This is a genomic window from Vibrio taketomensis, assembly GCF_009938165.1.
In the GTDB taxonomy this organism is placed as follows: domain Bacteria; phylum Pseudomonadota; class Gammaproteobacteria; order Enterobacterales; family Vibrionaceae; genus Vibrio; species Vibrio taketomensis.
In genome coordinates this window covers 2,257,570-2,273,600 of sequence record NZ_AP019649.1, presented here as the reverse complement: position 1 = coordinate 2,273,600, position 16,031 = coordinate 2,257,570, and the positions used below count along the sequence as shown (strand labels likewise).

General features: G+C 44.4%; 17 protein-coding genes and 1 pseudogene. 3 read left to right on the top strand and 15 right to left on the bottom strand.

Going from position 1 to position 16,031, the window contains the following annotated elements; all coding sequences use genetic code 11:
* Positions 1–70 precede the first annotated feature (70 nt).
* From Vt282_RS10480 to metN, 3 genes and pseudogenes are all read right to left on the bottom strand, one after another.
* On the bottom strand, positions 71–880 hold the full coding sequence (locus Vt282_RS10480) for a MetQ/NlpA family lipoprotein (protein ID WP_162063728.1): 810 nt from the start codon (positions 878–880) through the stop codon (positions 71–73).
* Positions 881–913: 33 nt separating this feature from the next.
* A pseudogene (locus Vt282_RS10475) lies at positions 914–1,579 on the bottom strand (methionine ABC transporter permease); the annotation flags it as partial.
* The gene (gene metN / locus Vt282_RS10470) at positions 1,569–2,603 is read right to left on the bottom strand and encodes a methionine ABC transporter ATP-binding protein MetN (RefSeq protein WP_162063332.1); all 1,035 of its coding nucleotides are present in this window, start codon (positions 2,601–2,603) and stop codon (positions 1,569–1,571) included. The gene metN and the pseudogene Vt282_RS10475, both read right to left, overlap by 11 nt.
* A gap of 222 nt (positions 2,604–2,825) precedes the next feature.
* Between metN and gmhB the strand changes: the two genes are divergently transcribed.
* Positions 2,826–3,377: a D-glycero-beta-D-manno-heptose 1,7-bisphosphate 7-phosphatase gene (gene gmhB / locus Vt282_RS10465; protein WP_162045767.1), complete on the top strand. Its 552-nt coding sequence runs from the start codon at positions 2,826–2,828 to the stop codon at positions 3,375–3,377.
* Between the two features lie 51 nt (positions 3,378–3,428).
* A complete protein-coding gene (locus Vt282_RS10460; protein ID WP_162045768.1) occupies positions 3,429–3,782 on the top strand; it encodes an MliC family protein in 354 nt (117 codons plus the stop codon).
* Between the two features lie 62 nt (positions 3,783–3,844).
* Here Vt282_RS10460 and Vt282_RS10455 read toward each other — a convergent pair whose 3' ends face one another.
* The gene (locus Vt282_RS10455) at positions 3,845–4,444 is read right to left on the bottom strand and encodes a YitT family protein (RefSeq protein ID WP_162045769.1); all 600 of its coding nucleotides are present in this window, start codon (positions 4,442–4,444) and stop codon (positions 3,845–3,847) included.
* A gap of 328 nt (positions 4,445–4,772) precedes the next feature.
* On the opposite strand from Vt282_RS10455, the gene glyA reads away from it, so the two are divergent.
* On the top strand, positions 4,773–6,023 hold the full coding sequence (glyA, locus tag Vt282_RS10450) for a serine hydroxymethyltransferase (protein ID WP_162045770.1): 1,251 nt from the start codon (positions 4,773–4,775) through the stop codon (positions 6,021–6,023).
* Positions 6,024–6,294: 271 nt separating this feature from the next.
* Here glyA and Vt282_RS10445 read toward each other — a convergent pair whose 3' ends face one another.
* The 11 genes from Vt282_RS10445 to holA all read right to left on the bottom strand — a co-directional run bounded on the left by Vt282_RS10445 (position 6,295) and on the right by holA (position 16,030).
* Positions 6,295–6,618 carry a hypothetical protein gene (locus Vt282_RS10445; RefSeq protein ID WP_162063331.1) on the bottom strand — a complete coding sequence of 108 codons (324 nt, stop codon included), beginning with the start codon at positions 6,616–6,618 and terminating at the stop codon, positions 6,295–6,297.
* Between the two features lie 178 nt (positions 6,619–6,796).
* A complete protein-coding gene (gene lipA / locus Vt282_RS10440; protein ID WP_232055049.1) occupies positions 6,797–7,762 on the bottom strand; it encodes a lipoyl synthase in 966 nt (321 codons plus the stop codon).
* A 4-nt stretch (positions 7,763–7,766) separates the two neighbouring features.
* Entirely contained in the window at positions 7,767–8,423 is a 657-nt protein-coding gene (gene lipB / locus Vt282_RS10435) for a lipoyl(octanoyl) transferase LipB (RefSeq protein WP_162063330.1), read from the bottom strand.
* Positions 8,424–8,596: 173 nt separating this feature from the next.
* On the bottom strand, positions 8,597–8,875 hold the full coding sequence (gene ybeD / locus Vt282_RS10430) for a DUF493 family protein YbeD (protein WP_075651088.1): 279 nt from the start codon (positions 8,873–8,875) through the stop codon (positions 8,597–8,599).
* 144 nt (positions 8,876–9,019) lie between these two features.
* Complete coding sequence (locus Vt282_RS10425) at positions 9,020–10,198, bottom strand: serine hydrolase (protein ID WP_162063329.1); 1,179 nt, start codon at positions 10,196–10,198, stop codon at positions 9,020–9,022.
* Between the two features lie 89 nt (positions 10,199–10,287).
* Positions 10,288–11,130 carry a septal ring lytic transglycosylase RlpA family protein gene (locus Vt282_RS10420; RefSeq protein WP_162063328.1) on the bottom strand — a complete coding sequence of 281 codons (843 nt, stop codon included), beginning with the start codon at positions 11,128–11,130 and terminating at the stop codon, positions 10,288–10,290.
* Entirely contained in the window at positions 11,130–12,251 is a 1,122-nt protein-coding gene (gene rodA, locus Vt282_RS10415) for a rod shape-determining protein RodA (RefSeq protein ID WP_162045775.1), read from the bottom strand. The genes Vt282_RS10420 and rodA overlap by 1 nt, the downstream gene beginning before the upstream one ends.
* Entirely contained in the window at positions 12,251–14,143 is a 1,893-nt protein-coding gene (gene mrdA, locus Vt282_RS10410) for a penicillin-binding protein 2 (RefSeq protein ID WP_162045776.1), read from the bottom strand. Before mrdA ends, rodA begins: the two co-directional genes overlap by 1 nt.
* Positions 14,144–14,149: 6 nt before the next feature.
* The gene (rlmH, locus tag Vt282_RS10405) at positions 14,150–14,620 is read right to left on the bottom strand and encodes a 23S rRNA (pseudouridine(1915)-N(3))-methyltransferase RlmH (protein WP_162045777.1); all 471 of its coding nucleotides are present in this window, start codon (positions 14,618–14,620) and stop codon (positions 14,150–14,152) included.
* 3 nt (positions 14,621–14,623) lie between these two features.
* A complete protein-coding gene (gene rsfS, locus Vt282_RS10400; protein WP_415663423.1) occupies positions 14,624–14,974 on the bottom strand; it encodes a ribosome silencing factor in 351 nt (116 codons plus the stop codon).
* Positions 14,975–15,016: 42 nt separating this feature from the next.
* Complete coding sequence (gene holA / locus Vt282_RS10395) at positions 15,017–16,030, bottom strand: DNA polymerase III subunit delta (protein WP_162063327.1); 1,014 nt, start codon at positions 16,028–16,030, stop codon at positions 15,017–15,019.
* Position 16,031 lies beyond the last annotated feature (1 nt).

Sequence of the window (16,031 nt, the reverse complement as noted above, 5' to 3'; positions counted from 1 at the left end):
GTGGTGTTACAGAAACAACAAAGCGGGCTAAAAAGCCCGCTTTGTGTTTATGCGTAAACAAGGTAAGTGATTACCAACCTTTTACCACACTGCCTTTAAAGATGTCTGAAGCTGCATTGTAAACTTCGTCTGTTTGGTATGCTTTCACAAACGTTTTTACATTTTCATTATCGACATTGTTCTCGCGGGCAACGATTAAGTTCACATATGGTGACTCTTTATCTTCAACGAAAACACCATCACGCTCAGGTACAAGGTTAATCGTGCTAGCGAATGTGTTGTTGATGATGGCGAGCGTCACATCGTCAAGAGAACGAGGAAGTTGAGGCGCTTCTAGTTCGATGATTTCGATATTTTTCGGGTTAGCGACGATATCACGAACTGTTGATTCAAGACCTGAACCTTCACGTAGAGTGATAAGACCTTGTTGCTCAAGTAGTATCAGTGAGCGGCCTAGGTTAGTCGGGTCGTTTGGTACGGCAATACGAGCACCATCTTGGATCTCATCAACAGACTTAACCTGTTTAGAATAACCTGCAATTGGGTAAACAAAGGTGTTACCGGCAATCGCAAGTTTGTATCCGCGATCGTTTACTTGCTTATCTAGATATGGTTTGTGCTGGAACGCATTCACATCGATAGAACCATCGTCCAATGCCGCATTTGGCGTTACGTAGTCAGTGAATGTCACTAGCTCCACATCAAGACCATATTTCTCTTTCGCGACTTTCGCGGCAATCTCTGCCACTTGTTCTTCTGCACCGGCAATAACACCGACTTTGATTTTGCTGTTATCGACTTCCTTTTCACCACAACCAGTCAGTACAAGTGCTGATGCCGCAGCGATAATAGCGAATAAACCCTTTACATTAAATTTCATAACAATCTCCTTATAAAAACTTTTATCGATGATCACACGGCGAACAACGGCATCACCGATAGATTGAATCATTTGTACTAGGACAATCAGCATCACCACCGTAACCGCCATAATTATGACGTCGTAGCGATGGAAGCCATAGCGGATAGCAACATCTCCTAAACCGCCGCCACCGACTGTACCAGCCATTGCTGAATAGCTGACGAGAGTAACCAGTGTAATCGTTACAGAGTTAACAATGGTTGGTAACGCTTCTGGTAGTAGCACTTTGGTGACAATTTGTAGTGGCGTCGCGCCCATTGATTGCGCGGCTTCAACCAAGCCCGTTGGGACTTCAAGCAGCGCACCTTCGATTAAGCGAGCAACAAACGGAATCGCCCCAATCGTGAGTGGAACAATCGCTGCCGTAGTGCCGATAAATGTCCCGACCAAGAGTTTGGTGACTGGAATTATCGCGACCATCAAGACTAAAAATGGCACTGAGCGACCGATATTGACGATGGCACCAAGCGTACGGTTTAGGCGTGAGTTTTCCAGTAAGCCGCCTTTTTTGGTCGTATGCAGAATCACACCGAGAGGAATACCAATCGCGAAGCCGACGATGCCGGCAACGGCAACCATGTAAACCGTTTCCCATGTTGCGCTAAGCAGTAAGTCTGAATTGAGGTTTAGCCAATCAGTAATGGTTTTAAAGGACATAGCCAAGCACCTCTACTTTTACATTGTTATCGCTTAAAAACGTAATCGCGTTATTTGCATCATCTTCAGTGCCGAACAACTCTGCTACCATCATGCCGAATTTCACGCCACCGGCGTAATCGAGATCGGAACTAAGAATGTTGACGTCGATGTTGTATTTTCGAGAGATTTGACTCATCAGAGGCGCATCGACCGTAGCTCCGGTAAATTCAAGACGCACTAATGGGTAACTGCTTTCAACACGAGTTGGCTGCAGACGTACTTGATAATCTTCTGGAATCGAAAGATCCAAGGTTGAGCGAATAAAGTTATGGGCAAGTTGCGTTTTAGGGTGGGCAAAAATTTCACCCACAGTGCCTTTTTCAACCAATTCACCACCACCGATAATCGCCACTTCGTGACAGATGCTTTTCACCACATCCATTTCGTGTGTGATCAGCAAAATAGTGATTTTCAGTTTGCGGTTGATTTCACGTAGTAGCTCTAAAATAGATTGCGTTGTTGCAGGATCTAGAGCGCTGGTGGCCTCATCACATAGTAATACTTTTGGATCGCAAGCTAGAGCGCGAGCGATAGCCACACGTTGCTTTTGACCACCGCTTAAATTCGATGGGTAACTTTCGTGTTTATCCGCAAGACCAACCAGTTGCAGTAACTCAGTAACTTTAGCTTGAACCCGATTCTTCTCTTTACCGGCGAGCTCAAGTGGCAGAGCAACGTTATCGAATACCGTGCGTGATAAAAGCAGATTAAAATGCTGGAAGATCATGCCAATATTGCGGCGCGCTTCGCTCAGCTGGGCTTTGCTCAATTTAGTTAGGTCGACACCATCAACAATGATTTCGCCACTGGTTGGCGCTTCAAGCATGTTTACACAGCGGATCAGCGTACTTTTACCAGCGCCTGATGCGCCGATAACACCAAATATCGTTCCTTGTGCGATATGAAGGTTAATATCTTTCAGGGCATTAATGGCTTGTTTGCCTTGATAGAACACCTTATTTACCTGATTAATCTTAATCATTGAGAATCCTTCTTAAGCTCGAGTTGAACCAGTAGATAATGTTGAGCTATATCTCATTTGTTAGATGATGCTATGGTGTTGTTGAATTAGTGTCAATAGATATTTTTACGTCTAGACGTCTAAATGCACTGATCGGAGCAATCGATTAAGTAATTAGATAGTGATGAAAGAAATAAAGCGTGTAATAATTCTCAGCATAGACAGTAATTAGAGATAGAAATTTTGGCAAAACCAGCAGTCTTTTTAGACCGTGATGGCGTGATTAACGTTGACCACGGCTACGTGCATGACGAACACGATTTTGAGTTCATCGAGGGCGTTTTTGACGCGACGAAAAAATTACAGCAAATGGGTTACTTGCTAGTACTTGTAACTAACCAGTCTGGTATTGCACGTGGGAAGTTCTCAGAAGACCGTTTTCTTTCACTGACTCAGTGGATGGATTGGAACTTTGTCGATAATGGTGTTGAGCTTGATGGTATCTACTACTGTCCACACCATGCTGAACATGGTCAAGGTGACTACAAACAAGATTGTGATTGCCGCAAACCAAAACCGGGTATGTTTATCTCAGCTCGTGATTTCCTGAAAATCGATATGGCTAATTCAGTCATGATTGGCGATAAAGCGGAAGATATGATGGCCGCTGAAGCCGCTGGTGTCGGCACGAAAATTCTCGTGCGTACCGGTAAACCAATTACCGAACAAGGTGAGTCGTTGGCGAGTGTGGTACTCGACAGTATTCGGGATGTTCCTAACTATTTAAATAAATAGACTATTATTTAAAGGCTGCGTTTGCAGCCTTTAATTTTATTGGAGGTAATCATGATCAGAATCGGCATGTTGATAACCAGTGCTGTTCTACTTTCTGCTTGTTCGACTAGCAATAGTGATGGTTCGAATAGTGCAGATAATCATAGCGAAAACTATGGCTACCATTATCAGTGTAGTGACGACAAAACGTTTCAAGCGGACTATTTAATCGAAGAGCGTGGAGCGTTGGTCAATGTCGATGGTGAAGATTATGCTTTGGTGCAAGTGCCGGCAGGTTCAGGCACGCGCTATATGCTACCTGAATTCGCACAAACAGAAGTGGCACCGATTAATTTGTACACCAAGGGTGATTATGCACGCTTGGAATATGGCTTAGATGTATTCATTAACTGTGTAAACCAATAAGTACCGAACGTTAAATGCCGCCTTTAAATGGGCTTGATAATTTACCAAGCCCTAGGGGCGTATTAACTGTATTTTACAATATAGCGACTTGGCTTGTGATTCATACCAAGGACAACATTTAAGATAAACGCACCAACCACCGAATAGGCAAGAATCAGCGGAGAAACAAAAAAGAAAGACATCGTTAAGATCGAAAAATCAATCGCTAGCTGTGTTTTACCCACCGAAATACCAAACTTGTCTTGAATAAATAGACACAGCACATTAAAGCCGCCCAAACTTGAGCGATGTCGGAATAGAATCAACATTCCCAACCCCATCAATAATCCGCCCGCTATTGCGCAATATAGAGGGTCAACCTTGTCTACAGTGATCACAAGGTAAAGATGATCAGTAAAAATAGAGACAAGTGCGCCAGAGATAGCACTGTTTAGAGCAAATTTAGCGCCAAAGCGTTTCCATGCCAAAAGGTAGAAAGGGGTGTTACATAGAAAGTAAATGACACCAAACGAAAATGGCACGACTTGACTGATCAACAGTGCAAGGCCAGTCGTTCCGCCCGTCAGCAATCCACTCGTTTGAAGAAAGAAAATGCCTTGTGCGACGATCAGAGTTCCAGTTAGGATAGCAATCCAGTCTTCTCTACGAGTATGTTTGTTCATTACCGATTATTAAACGTTGGTTGAAAGGCAGGCATAGTAGTGAAAAGTTAAGTTTTCGGTAGCTTGATAGAAAATTGAGGTAAATCTATGTAATTATGACTTTACAAGGTGTAAAGCTAGTAATGACAGTCGATTATAGAATAATCGGAACAATATGAATTACCTTGTAAGTCAGTATGAAAAACTGCATGAGAAAAATGTAATTTTCTCTTATGACCAAGATCAAATTAGTTAAAATGCGCGCCATTAGGGTGACGAAAACGTTTGCGTCGGGGTCGTTTGCCAGTTTTTTGCAACATTCAGTCTAAATCTGAGTCAGGAGATACAGATGCTTAAGCGTGATATGAACATCGCAGATTACGATGCGGAACTGTTCGCAGCTATCCAAGAGGAAACTCTTCGCCAGGAAGAACACATCGAACTTATTGCTTCAGAAAACTACACAAGCCCACGTGTAATGGAAGCGCAAGGTTCTCAGCTAACAAACAAATACGCTGAAGGTTACCCAGGTAAACGCTACTACGGTGGTTGTGAGTACGTTGATAAAGCAGAATCTCTAGCAATTGATCGCGCTTGTCAGCTATTTGGTTGTGAGTACGCGAACGTTCAGCCTCACTCAGGTTCTCAAGCTAACAGTGCTGTTTACATGGCACTGCTAAATCCAGGTGATACTGTTTTAGGTATGAGCCTAGCACACGGTGGTCACTTGACCCACGGCTCACCAGTAAACTTCTCTGGTAAGCACTACAATGTTATCCCTTACGGCATTGATGCTGCAGGCCAAATCAACTATGACGAAATGGAAGCGTTGGCGGTTGAGCACAAGCCAAAAATGATTATCGGCGGTTTCTCTGCATACTCACAAATCGTAGATTGGAAACGCATGCGTGAAATCGCAGACAAAGTAGGTGCTTACCTATTTGTTGATATGGCGCACGTAGCGGGTCTAATCGCTGCAGGTGAATACCCAACGCCAGTGCCTCACGCACACGTTGTAACCACCACCACGCACAAAACACTAGCAGGTCCACGTGGCGGTTTGATTCTGTCAAACGCTGGTGAAGACATGTACAAAAAACTGAACTCAGCTGTATTCCCTGGTGGTCAAGGTGGTCCTCTAATGCATGTTATCGCTGGTAAAGCGGTAGCGTTTAAAGAAGCAATGGAACCAGAGTTCAAAGCATATCAAGCACGCGTGGTACAAAACGCAAAAGCAATGGTAGCGCAGTTCCAAGAGCGTGGTTACAAAATCGTATCAAACGGCACTGAAAACCACCTGTTCCTAGTTGATCTCATCGACAAAGACATCACAGGTAAAGATGCCGATGCAGCGCTAGGTGCAGCAAACATCACGGTAAATAAAAACTCAGTACCAAACGATCCACGTAGCCCATTCGTAACGTCAGGTATTCGTGTCGGTACACCAGCGATCACTCGCCGTGGTTTTACCGAGCAAGATTCAAAAGATCTAGCAAACTGGATGTGTGATGTGCTTGATAACCTTGAAAGCCAAGAAGTTATTGAAGCAACGAAAGCGAAAGTACTAGAGATCTGTAAGCGTCTACCGGTTTACGCATAATTCTGCTGCTGAGTGGGGTGAATTTCGTTGTCGAACATGCTCATTTACACTTGTAAACTGCGCGTGTTCTCCTAGAACTTCTTACCACTCGTTGCAAAAGTGGCGTCAAAACTAGATTCGATTTAGTTTGAAATTGAGAGTTTAGAAAGAGCCCTAACGGGCTCTTTTTTGTTTTCTGAGGATTGGCAGTGAACTGCAGTGAAATAACAAGTTGCACCAATAAAAGGTGCAACTTAGTCTTTCCAGCTTCTTAGCTTTCAATTCTTAACACTTACTTAGTGATACTTAGCAGCGTTCCCGATTTGCACTTAAATGAGTAATAACGCGAGCTTTCACTGAATTTGCCTAATCCCTCACCGTCACAGTATTCAATGTTGATATCGCGCATGGTATAGAGGGTGTTTTCTTTAGCTAAAGCAAATTTAGCGCCATCAGAGCAGACGATTCGCACTCGGCCGTCATCACTCACCGAATAGATATCGACTTCGGCATTACATAGTTCAAACGAGGCCTCTCGGTAATGGTCTTGCGTTGAAACTGAATGACAACCCAATAGTAATAGGCTGCTAAAGAGCAGCATGATGAGTTTTTCCATGGCTTTATCCTGTTCTTATGATTTGCCTGTCATGGCGTGTTGAGTTTGAACACTTCATTAAGCCTAGAAGTGCATATGAGTAGGTGCAAGTAGAGAGACTGAATAATCGTTTGATAACAAAAAGGTCAGCATTATGCTGACCTTAAATAGTGTATTAGAGCTCGAGTGTGAGCTATCGTTAGCTAACTTCGATACCTTGAGCTTGAAGATCTGCATGGTATGAAGAGCGAACGAATGGACCACATGCTGCATGAGTGAAACCCAAATCGAGTGCCACTTGTTTTAGTTCATCAAACTCTGCTGGTGGAACATAGCGCTCAACCGGTAAGTGGTGACGACTTGGTGCCAAGTATTGACCCAGTGTCAACATGGTCACGCCGTGAGCACGAAGATCTTTAAGTACTTCGATGATCTCTTCTTTAGTTTCACCTAGACCCATCATCAAACCAGACTTGGTTGGAATATGTGGATGTTGCTCTTTGAATTTCTTCAATAGCTCTAGTGACCATTTGTAATTTGCGCCAGGACGAGCCTTACGGTACAAACGAGGAGCGGTCTCTAGGTTGTGGTTAAATACATCTGGCGGGTTGTCTTTGAGCAGATCCAACGCCACATCCATACGACCACGGAAATCAGGTACCAATGTTTCAATTTTGATGTGTGGGTTAAGCGCACGAATTTCACGGTTACAATCAGCAAAGTGTTGTGCGCCACCATCACGTAAGTCGTCACGGTCAACGGAAGTAATTACTACGTACTTCAGTTTCATGTCTTTGATGGTTTGCGCTAGTTTTTGTGGTTCACCCACTTCTGGTGCTAATGGGCGGCCATGGGCAACGTCACAGAACGGGCAACGACGAGTACAGATCGCACCCAAGATCATAAAGGTAGCAGTACCGTGGTTGAAACACTCAGCTAAGTTAGGGCATGAGGCTTCTTCACAAACAGAGTGCAGATTGTTTTTACGCATCGCAGACTTGATGTCTTGAATGCGTTGGCTGTCTGAAGGCAATTTAATGCGCATCCATTCAGGTTTACGTAGCACTTCTTTTTGTTCAGTTGGCATATTCTTAACAGGAATTAGTGCCATCTTGTCAGCATCACGATATTTGATGCCTTTTTCCATTTGAATTGGTTTACTCATGCTTCTATTTCTTATCGTTTGGAACTTGTGTGCTGACTTCGATTTGTTGGTAGTCCAACAAAACCACAAGTTGTTTCAATAATTGCTCGGCGACATTATCGACCTTATCCGGTCCGCCTAATTGGCTCACTTGCACCATTTCCATACCGGCATAACCACAAGGGTTAATACGTAAGAACGGTGAGAGGTCCATATTAACGTTTAATGCTAAGCCATGAAACGAACAGCCTTTGCGAATGCGAAGTCCAAGTGAGCAGATTTTTTTATTATCTACATAGACACCTGGCGCATCAGGTCGTGCCGCAGAATCGATATTGTAGGCTTTTAGCGTATTGATCACGAGATTCTCGATATGAGTTACGAGCTCGCGCACACCTAAGCCTTTTCTGCGCAGGTTGATCAAAAAGTAGACCACCAACTGGCCAGGCCCGTGATACGTTACTTGACCGCCTCGGTCGCTTTGTACCACTGGAATGTCGCCAGTGTTGAGCAGGTGCTCTGCTTTGCCTGCTTGGCCTTGGGTAAATACCGGGTTGTGTTCCACCAACCAAACTTCATCTAAAGTGTCGTCAGTTCGTGTATCAGTAAACTCATGCATTGCGCGCCAAATTGGCTCGTAATCTTGTCTACCAAGATGTTTTACAACCAAAGTATGTTGCATTCCCAAGTCCGTCTTTTATGTCTTAATGGGCTCGATTATAAACCTGTTTGACACTTTGAACTATATGTTGATAACAGAATATTAACCCTAGAAAACGATTACAATTTTAACCTTATGATATAAAAAAAAGCAGCCAAAGCTGCTTTCAAAAATAATTTATTTTTCAAATAAAGTTATAGAACCATGCGTACGATGTCGATTTCGCCCAGCTCTTTGTATAGCGTTTCTACTTGTTCGATAGACGTCGCTTTGATAGTAACTGACACTGCGTGGTAGTTACCTTTTGAGCTTGGTTTAACAGTTGGACTGTAGTCACCTGGAGCATGGCGTTGAATAACTTCAAGTACCTTTTCTGGTAGTTCAGGTTTAGCGTAACCCATAACCTTGTAAGTAAATTTACAAGGGAACTCTAGTAGGTCTTTCAGTTTAGCGTCTGAGTTGATGGTCAACATGTTGGAAACTCCAAGTTGAAAGTTTGATCTAAGCAGCGCGGAATCTTACTGCCAATTAGATTGAATCTCAAGATTATCACTGCAGCAACACGAAAAACAAAAGCCGCCTATTGGCGGCTTTCTGAATGATCGTTATCGCCGATGTTAGAATAGGCTTTTCACTAGCATTACGATGTAATCCCATAGGCGGCTAAATAGGCTGCCTTGGTGCACATCTTCAAGCGCTAAAAGCGGGTATTCTGCAATATCTTCACCGTCTAATTGGTAGTATAGCTTACCAACGACTTCACCCTTAGTAATTGGGGCTTCAAGTTCTTTTTCAAGTACAAAACTTGCTTTTAGGTTCTTCGCTTGGCCGCGTGGTAGCGTCACATAAGTGTCTTGATCAAGGCCAAGAGCGACCGTGTCTTTATCACCCATCCACACTTTTTCTTCTACGAACGTTTCACCTGCTTTATGTGGTTCAACCGTTTCAAAGAAGCGGAAGCCGTAGCTTAGTAGCTTTTTACTTTCAGTTTTACGTGCGTTGGCATTTTTGGTACCCATCACTACGGCAACTAAACGCATTTTGCCTTCTGTTGCAGAGCTTACAAGGCTGTAACCTGCATTGCTGGTGTGGCCAGTTTTAATGCCATCAACGTTCATGCTTTTATCCCAAAGCAAACCGTTACGGTTATATTGGGTGATGCCGTTGTAAGTGAATTTTTTCTCTGAGTAGATACGGTATTCATCAGGAACATCGCGGATCAATGCTGAACCTAATAGCGCCATATCGTAAGGCGTCGAGTAAAGGTCTGGGTTATCAAGACCGTGTACGTTAGCAAAGTGGGTATTTTTCATGCCCAAAGAGTTTGCCCATGCGTTCATTAGGTCAACAAATGCATCTTGTGAACCCGCAATGTGCTCAGCCATTGCAACACAAGCATCGTTACCTGATTGAACGATGATACCTTGGTTAAGCTCTTTTACTTTTACCGTGGTGCCAACTTCGATAAACATCTTTGATGAATCAGGGAAGTTCTTCGCCCAAGCATTTTGACTGATCGTCACATCATCATTTTCGCTAATGTTGCCACGAGCAAGCTCTTGGCCGATTACATAGCTCGTCATCATTTTAGTTAAGCTAGCTGGAGACAATTTAGTATTCATCTCTTTTTCAGCAAGAACTTTACCTGAATGGTAATCCATCAATACGTAGCCTTTTGCTGCGATTTGTGGTGGATCAGGAACAACTACTGGAGATGCAATCACTTGCGAAGCAAAAGTGGTTGAAAGCGCAATAGAAGACGCAAAAACGGTTTTAAGTAACGTTGTTTTTTTCATATTGACTACAGATTTATCTTGAACTGCCCATATCTTAACAGAAACTCCGCTTCAAACTAGTCAAGACGGAGGATTGAGAAGATAGGAATCTAAATTTTTCTTACGAAGGCACTCGAATAGCCCAGTAGTTTAACTTGCTCTAACGTTTTTTGCGTCAGCTCATAGTCATCAAATGGGCCTAAAATTACACGATGAATCTCATTTTCTGAGTTTACAAAGCTGTCTACCGAGAGCTTTTGACCAAGATCGTTCGCTAAAGTTTCAACTCTTTCTTTATTTGACGAAGAAGCGACCTGAATTTGGTACTTTGGCAGTGCTTGTTTTTTTGTTTGAGAGTTCGGTTTATCAACGGTGATCACTTCAATTTCAACATTGGCGACACCCGTTTTTATCACATCCAGCTTCTTTGCTGCAGCGAAACTCAAATCGATAATACGTCCATCATGAAATGGTCCGCGGTCATTGACGCGTACAATGGCGCTCTTCCCATTGCCAAGGTTTGTTACCTTTACATAGCTTGGTAGAGGTAGCTCTTTATGGGCAGCGGACATGGAATACATATCATACACTTCACCGATAGAAGTTTGATGACCATGGAATTTTTTACCATACCAAGATGCTTGGCCTTTTTGTTTGAAGCCTTTAGGGTCTTTAATGATGTGGTAGCGTTTACCGCGAACGGTGTAATCACGAGTACCACCCAAACTGTAAGGTTCATATTGAGGCATTGCGTCTTCAACGTGCTCCACCGACATTGGTTTTTCTGGGGCAGTGTCGTCTTTGAGATCGTAACGCTCTTCTTGATAGCGATCCGATTGAGAAAGAGGAGGAGTTGATGGAGCTACTGGCTCTGGTTCTGTAGGCGTAGAGGAACAGCCAACAATAACACTACTTAGCAATGCTAAGCTGGCAACTTTGTAAAATGTTTGCATTAATTTGCCTTTGAAAACGCTTTTTTATGAGTGTGAATAGACATCAAAATACCGAAGCCAGCCATCAGGGTGACCATTGAGGTTCCGCCATAGCTAATCAGAGGTAGTGGTACGCCCACGACGGGAAGAATACCACTAACCATGCCAATGTTCACAAAAACGTAGACAAAAAAGCTCAATACAATACTGCCAGCCATCATACGACCAAACGGCGTTTGTGCACGACTGGCGAGCAATAAGCCTCGGCCAATGATAAAGAGATACAAACTCAGTAGAATCAGAATGCCAATCAGTCCCCACTCTTCAGCAATTACGGCAAAGATAAAGTCAGTATGCCGCTCAGGTAAGAACTCTAACTGTGATTGAGTGCCTTGCAACCAGCCTTTACCAGAGACACCACCTGAACCAATCGCGATTTTGCTTTGAATGATGTGATAGCCAGCCCCTAGCGGATCGGATTCTGGATCAAATAGAGTACGCACACGCACTTTTTGATACTCACGCATCAAGAATATCCACAATATTGGGACAAAGCTTGCGGCAACAAAGATGGCGGAGAAAATGATTTTCCAGCTGATACCCGCGAGGAAGATAACGAAAATCCCAGAAGCTGCAATGAGGATTGAGGTGCCGAGGTCGGGTTGTTTAGCGATGAGAATAGTGGGAACTAATACCATTATCAATGACGCGACAATGGTTTGAAAAGAGGCGGGTAAAGAACGGCGACCTATATAACGCGCCACCATCAGTGGCACCGCAAGTTTTAAGAGCTCTGAGGGCTGGAAGCGCACAATACCAAGGTTCAACCACCGTTGTGCGCCTTTTGATATTTCGCCGAAAAACAGCACCCCAAGCAGTAATAGCACGCCGACAACAAACATGATTGGCGCCAAACTTTCATAGGTTCTGGGGGGAATTTGTGCCAAGAGCACCATGACCCCAAGGGCAAGAACCATCCGCATTGCTTGGCGGTCCATCATTGCAAGACTTTGCCCACTGGCACTGTACATCACGATTAGACCGAATCCCATTAACACCATGATGCCAAGTAGTAGTGGCAAGTCGATGTGGATGCGATCAAATAGCGAGCGGTTCTGGCCATTTATCGGGGCAAAATCCATTACTCTTCCTTGTGTTTAGCGATATTGTTCTCTACCAATACTCGATCAAATACTTTACGCACGACAGGCGCACCATTGCTTGAACCGCCACCCGCGTTTTCCAACACGACGGTAACGATAACTTTAGGATCGTCAACCGGAGCAAAGCCAGTAAAGAGTGCGTGGTCACGCAAATGCTCGGCAATCTCATCTGCGTTGTACTCTTCGTTTTCGCCTAAACCAAATACCTGTGCGGTACCAGATTTCCCAGCACTCACATATGGAGTTCCAGCAAACGCACGTCGGGCTGTACCTTTACGGCCATTGTTTACCAGGCGCATACCTTCAATCGCAATATCCCAATAACGTTCTTTAACCCCTTCTACTGGCGGGTAAGTCAGAATCTCAGCCATTGAGTTGGTGCTAAACTCTTGACCATTCTCAATGGTGGCGCGCAATAGGTGCGGGGCAATTACCTTACCGTGATGCACGATCACTGAAGTTGCTTTAGCAATTTGCATTGGGGTTGCCGTCCAATACCCTTGGCCAATTCCGACCGGAATCGTATCGCCTTGATACCATGGCGTGCGATGGCGAGCCATTTTCCACTCACGGGTTGGCATGTTGGCTTTGCTTTCTTCGTGAATATCAATCCCAGTATAGTCGCCAAAACCGAACATCATCATCCAACGCGAGATACGGTCAATACCCATATCATAGGCGACCTGGTAGTAGAAAGTATCCACGGATTCTTCAATCGACTTAACCACATCAACTTTACCATGGCCCCAGCGTAACCAGTCACGGAATGGCTTAGTTTTTGAGTTTGGTATTTTCCAGTAACCGGGATCGTTACGCGTGGTATACGGAGTGATAACACCTTCTGTTAACGCTGCGACTGCCATCATCGGTTTGATCGTCGATGCGGGAGGGTAGATACCTAAAGTTGCACGGTTTACCAGTGGACGGTTTTTATCATTCAACAGTGCGTTGTAAGCTTTACCTGAAATACCGTGAACAAAGGCGTTCGGATCGTAGCTTGGGCTCGATACCATCGCCAAAACGCCGTTATCGGCTGGATCCAAAACGACCGCACTACCACGGCGACCAGCGAGGAGGTCGTGAACGTACATTTGCAGGTCGATATCGAGGTTTAACACAATATCTTTGCCCGGCACTGGTGGAACGTATTTTAATACGCGAATAATTCGACCTCGGCTGTTGACTTCCACTTCTTGATAGCCGGCCGTGCCGTGAAGAAGATCTTCATAGTAGCGCTCAATACCAAGCTTACCTATGTCACGCGTCGCTTGATAGTTGGCGTCTTTTTCTTCACGCACTAAGCGCTGCATATCACGGTCATTGATACGTGAAACGTAGCCGATAACGTGAGTAAGCACTTCACCATAAGGGTAAAAACGCTTCAGGTTAGCGTTAACGGTAACACCTGGAAATTTATGTTGGTTGACGGAGAACTTAGCGACTTGCTCTTCTGTCAACTGAGTCAAAATAGGTACCGATTTAAAACGGCGTGTTTGACGCATTTCCTTTTTGAAACGTTCAACTTGTTCAGGAGATATGTCGAGGATTTGCTGGAGACGAGCGATGGTGTCGTCCATGTCTTTAATTTTTTCTGGAGTAATTTCCAGACTAAAGACCGGACGGTTTTCTGCTAGTAACACCCCGTTACGGTCATAAATCAGACCGCGGTTTGGTGCAATAGGTACTATTTTGATTCGGTTGTCGTTAGAGCGAGTCTTATAATCTTGGTATTGATTAACTTGAATGTGATACAAGTTAGTGATCAATAGACCCATCATCACCACAATACCAAGAAATGCGACGATCGCGCGGCTGGCAAACAGTCGCGACTCCTCTTGGTAGTCTCTAATTTTGGTGCGCTTCCTCAACATCTACGCCTATTCTCGATGATATGGGTGGTTGGCAGTAATACTCCAAGCACGGTAAAGACTCTCAGCCATGACAATGCGCACTAAAGGATGAGGCAGGGTTAGGGCTGACAAAGACCAACTTTGATCGGCTGCTGCTTTGCAAGCTGGCGCAAGACCTTCAGGGCCGCCAATTAGAATGGATACATCGCGCCCATCCAGCTTCCAACTTTCTAGTTGCTCGGCCAATTGTGGCGTATCCCATTTTTTACCTGGAATATCGAGAGTAACAATTCGGTTGCCTTTTGGCACGGCGGCAAGCATAGCTTCGCCTTCTTTTTGCAGAATTCTTGCAATGTCAGCGTTTTTACCGCGTTTTCCTGCGGTAATTTCGACCAGTTCAAGTGGCATGTCGTGAGGAAAGCGACGTTTGTATTCCTGAAAGCCTTCTTCGACCCATTTAGGCATCTTAGTGCCTACGGCGATTAACTGCAGTTTCATCGCTTAGCCCCAAAGCTTTTCTAGTTGGTACATTTCGCGTTGTTCTTCTTGCATCACGTGCAAGATGGTATCACCCATATCAACCACGACCCATTCACCTTCATTTTCACCATCGATTGCAAGCGGTTCAAGGCCGGCAAGTTTCGCTTCACGTGCAACGTGATCAGCAATAGAGGCGACATGACGCTTTGAAGTACCCGTACAAACAATCATAAAATCAGTAATGCTTGATTTACCTTGCACATCGATAGTTTGAATATCTTGTGCTTTCATGTCGTCTGCTTTGTCTACTAAAAAGGCGTTAAGTGTTTGGTGTTGCAAGTTGATATCCTCAAAGGCACTGATGAGTGCCATAGTTTCTTTGAATAAATATAGACCGGGGATTATATCACGTTTTTATAGCTTCACTTGAGGTAAGCAAAGCTCCACACTCAGTTGGTGTAATAATGGCCAGCTTGATTGGTCATATTGAGTTTTAGTTAAGATTTCAATTTTGGCCAAAAGTTGCATCAAGGCGTGCAACCGTTGAATTGTTAAGCGTTGCATGGCTGCGGAGTATAGCGGGCGCTTGTTTTGCCAAACTCTGAAACTATCAAATACTTGAGAGACAGTGCTGTGTTGTGCCTGCATTTGCATCTGAAGAAGCTGAGTTAACTCTTTTTGCACGGTGCGTACAAGTATTACAACTTCTGTCCCTTCAGCTTCAAGCTGACGCAAAATTCGTTGGGCACGATTGCCTTTGCCTGCCAATAATGCATCTACCCAGTGAAAAGCAGTAAAGTGATTATGGCGACTGAGTGACTCTTCTAAGCGAATTAATGTCAGTTCTCCGTCAGGGTAGAGCAGCGCGAGTTTTTCAAGGCTTTGAGTGAGCGCAAACAGGTTACCCTCATGCCATTGTGTGAGCATTTGTACCGCTTCTGCATCGGGTTTTAACCCCAATGAACGGCAGCGACTTTGTACAAATTGCGGTAAACGCTGTAGATCGGGTGTTAAGCAACTCACCCAGCAGCCTTGACTGTTTAAGGTTTTAAACCACTTCGCACTCTCTTGCGCCTTGGTCAGTTTACTCCCAATGATCACCAATAGAATATCAGGGTGAAGCATTTCTGCTACGCTGACTAATTCTTTGGCAATTGCGGCATTAACGCCAGCCTCTGGTAACTCTAACTCAATTAATTGACGCGAAGAGAATAGGCTCAGTGCTTGGCAACAGTCGTAGACCTGATTCCAGTCGAAGCTGGCATCGACTGCAAATCGATGCCGTTCTTCGAATCCTTGTTGTTTCGCGGTTTGTTGAATGGCTTGACGTGATTCCTGCAGTAGCAGTGGTTCAGTGCCGAACAACAAATAAATAGGGTGGAGCTGTTTGCTCAGTTGATCCGCTAGGCGGTCAGCAAAAATACGCATG

Coding starts and splice junctions, on each gene's coding strand:
- Vt282_RS10455 (WP_162045769.1), bottom strand. CDS start 4,444: ATGAACAAACATACTCGTAGAGAAGACTGGATTGCTATCCTAACTGGA.
- rlmH (WP_162045777.1), bottom strand. CDS start 14,620: ATGAAACTGCAGTTAATCGCCGTAGGCACTAAGATGCCTAAATGGGTC.
- mrdA (WP_162045776.1), bottom strand. CDS start 14,143: ATGTTGAGGAAGCGCACCAAAATTAGAGACTACCAAGAGGAGTCGCGA.
- rodA (WP_162045775.1), bottom strand. CDS start 12,251: ATGGATTTTGCCCCGATAAATGGCCAGAACCGCTCGCTATTTGATCGC.
- glyA (WP_162045770.1), top strand. CDS start 4,773: ATGCTTAAGCGTGATATGAACATCGCAGATTACGATGCGGAACTGTTC.
- Vt282_RS10420 (WP_162063328.1), bottom strand. CDS start 11,130: ATGCAAACATTTTACAAAGTTGCCAGCTTAGCATTGCTAAGTAGTGTT.
- Vt282_RS10445 (WP_162063331.1), bottom strand. CDS start 6,618: ATGGAAAAACTCATCATGCTGCTCTTTAGCAGCCTATTACTATTGGGT.
- Vt282_RS10480 (WP_162063728.1), bottom strand. CDS start 880: ATGAAATTTAATGTAAAGGGTTTATTCGCTATTATCGCTGCGGCATCA.
- Vt282_RS10460 (WP_162045768.1), top strand. CDS start 3,429: ATGATCAGAATCGGCATGTTGATAACCAGTGCTGTTCTACTTTCTGCT.
- lipB (WP_162063330.1), bottom strand. CDS start 8,423: ATGCAACATACTTTGGTTGTAAAACATCTTGGTAGACAAGATTACGAG.
- holA (WP_162063327.1), bottom strand. CDS start 16,030: ATGCGTATTTTTGCTGACCGCCTAGCGGATCAACTGAGCAAACAGCTC.
- lipA (WP_232055049.1), bottom strand. CDS start 7,762: ATGAGTAAACCAATTCAAATGGAAAAAGGCATCAAATATCGTGATGCT.
- Vt282_RS10425 (WP_162063329.1), bottom strand. CDS start 10,198: ATGAAAAAAACAACGTTACTTAAAACCGTTTTTGCGTCTTCTATTGCG.
- metN (WP_162063332.1), bottom strand. CDS start 2,603: ATGATTAAGATTAATCAGGTAAATAAGGTGTTCTATCAAGGCAAACAA.
- rsfS (WP_415663423.1), bottom strand. CDS start 14,974: ATGGCACTCATCAGTGCCTTTGAGGATATCAACTTGCAACACCAAACA.
- ybeD (WP_075651088.1), bottom strand. CDS start 8,875: ATGTTGACCATCAACTCAGACGCTAAACTGAAAGACCTACTAGAGTTC.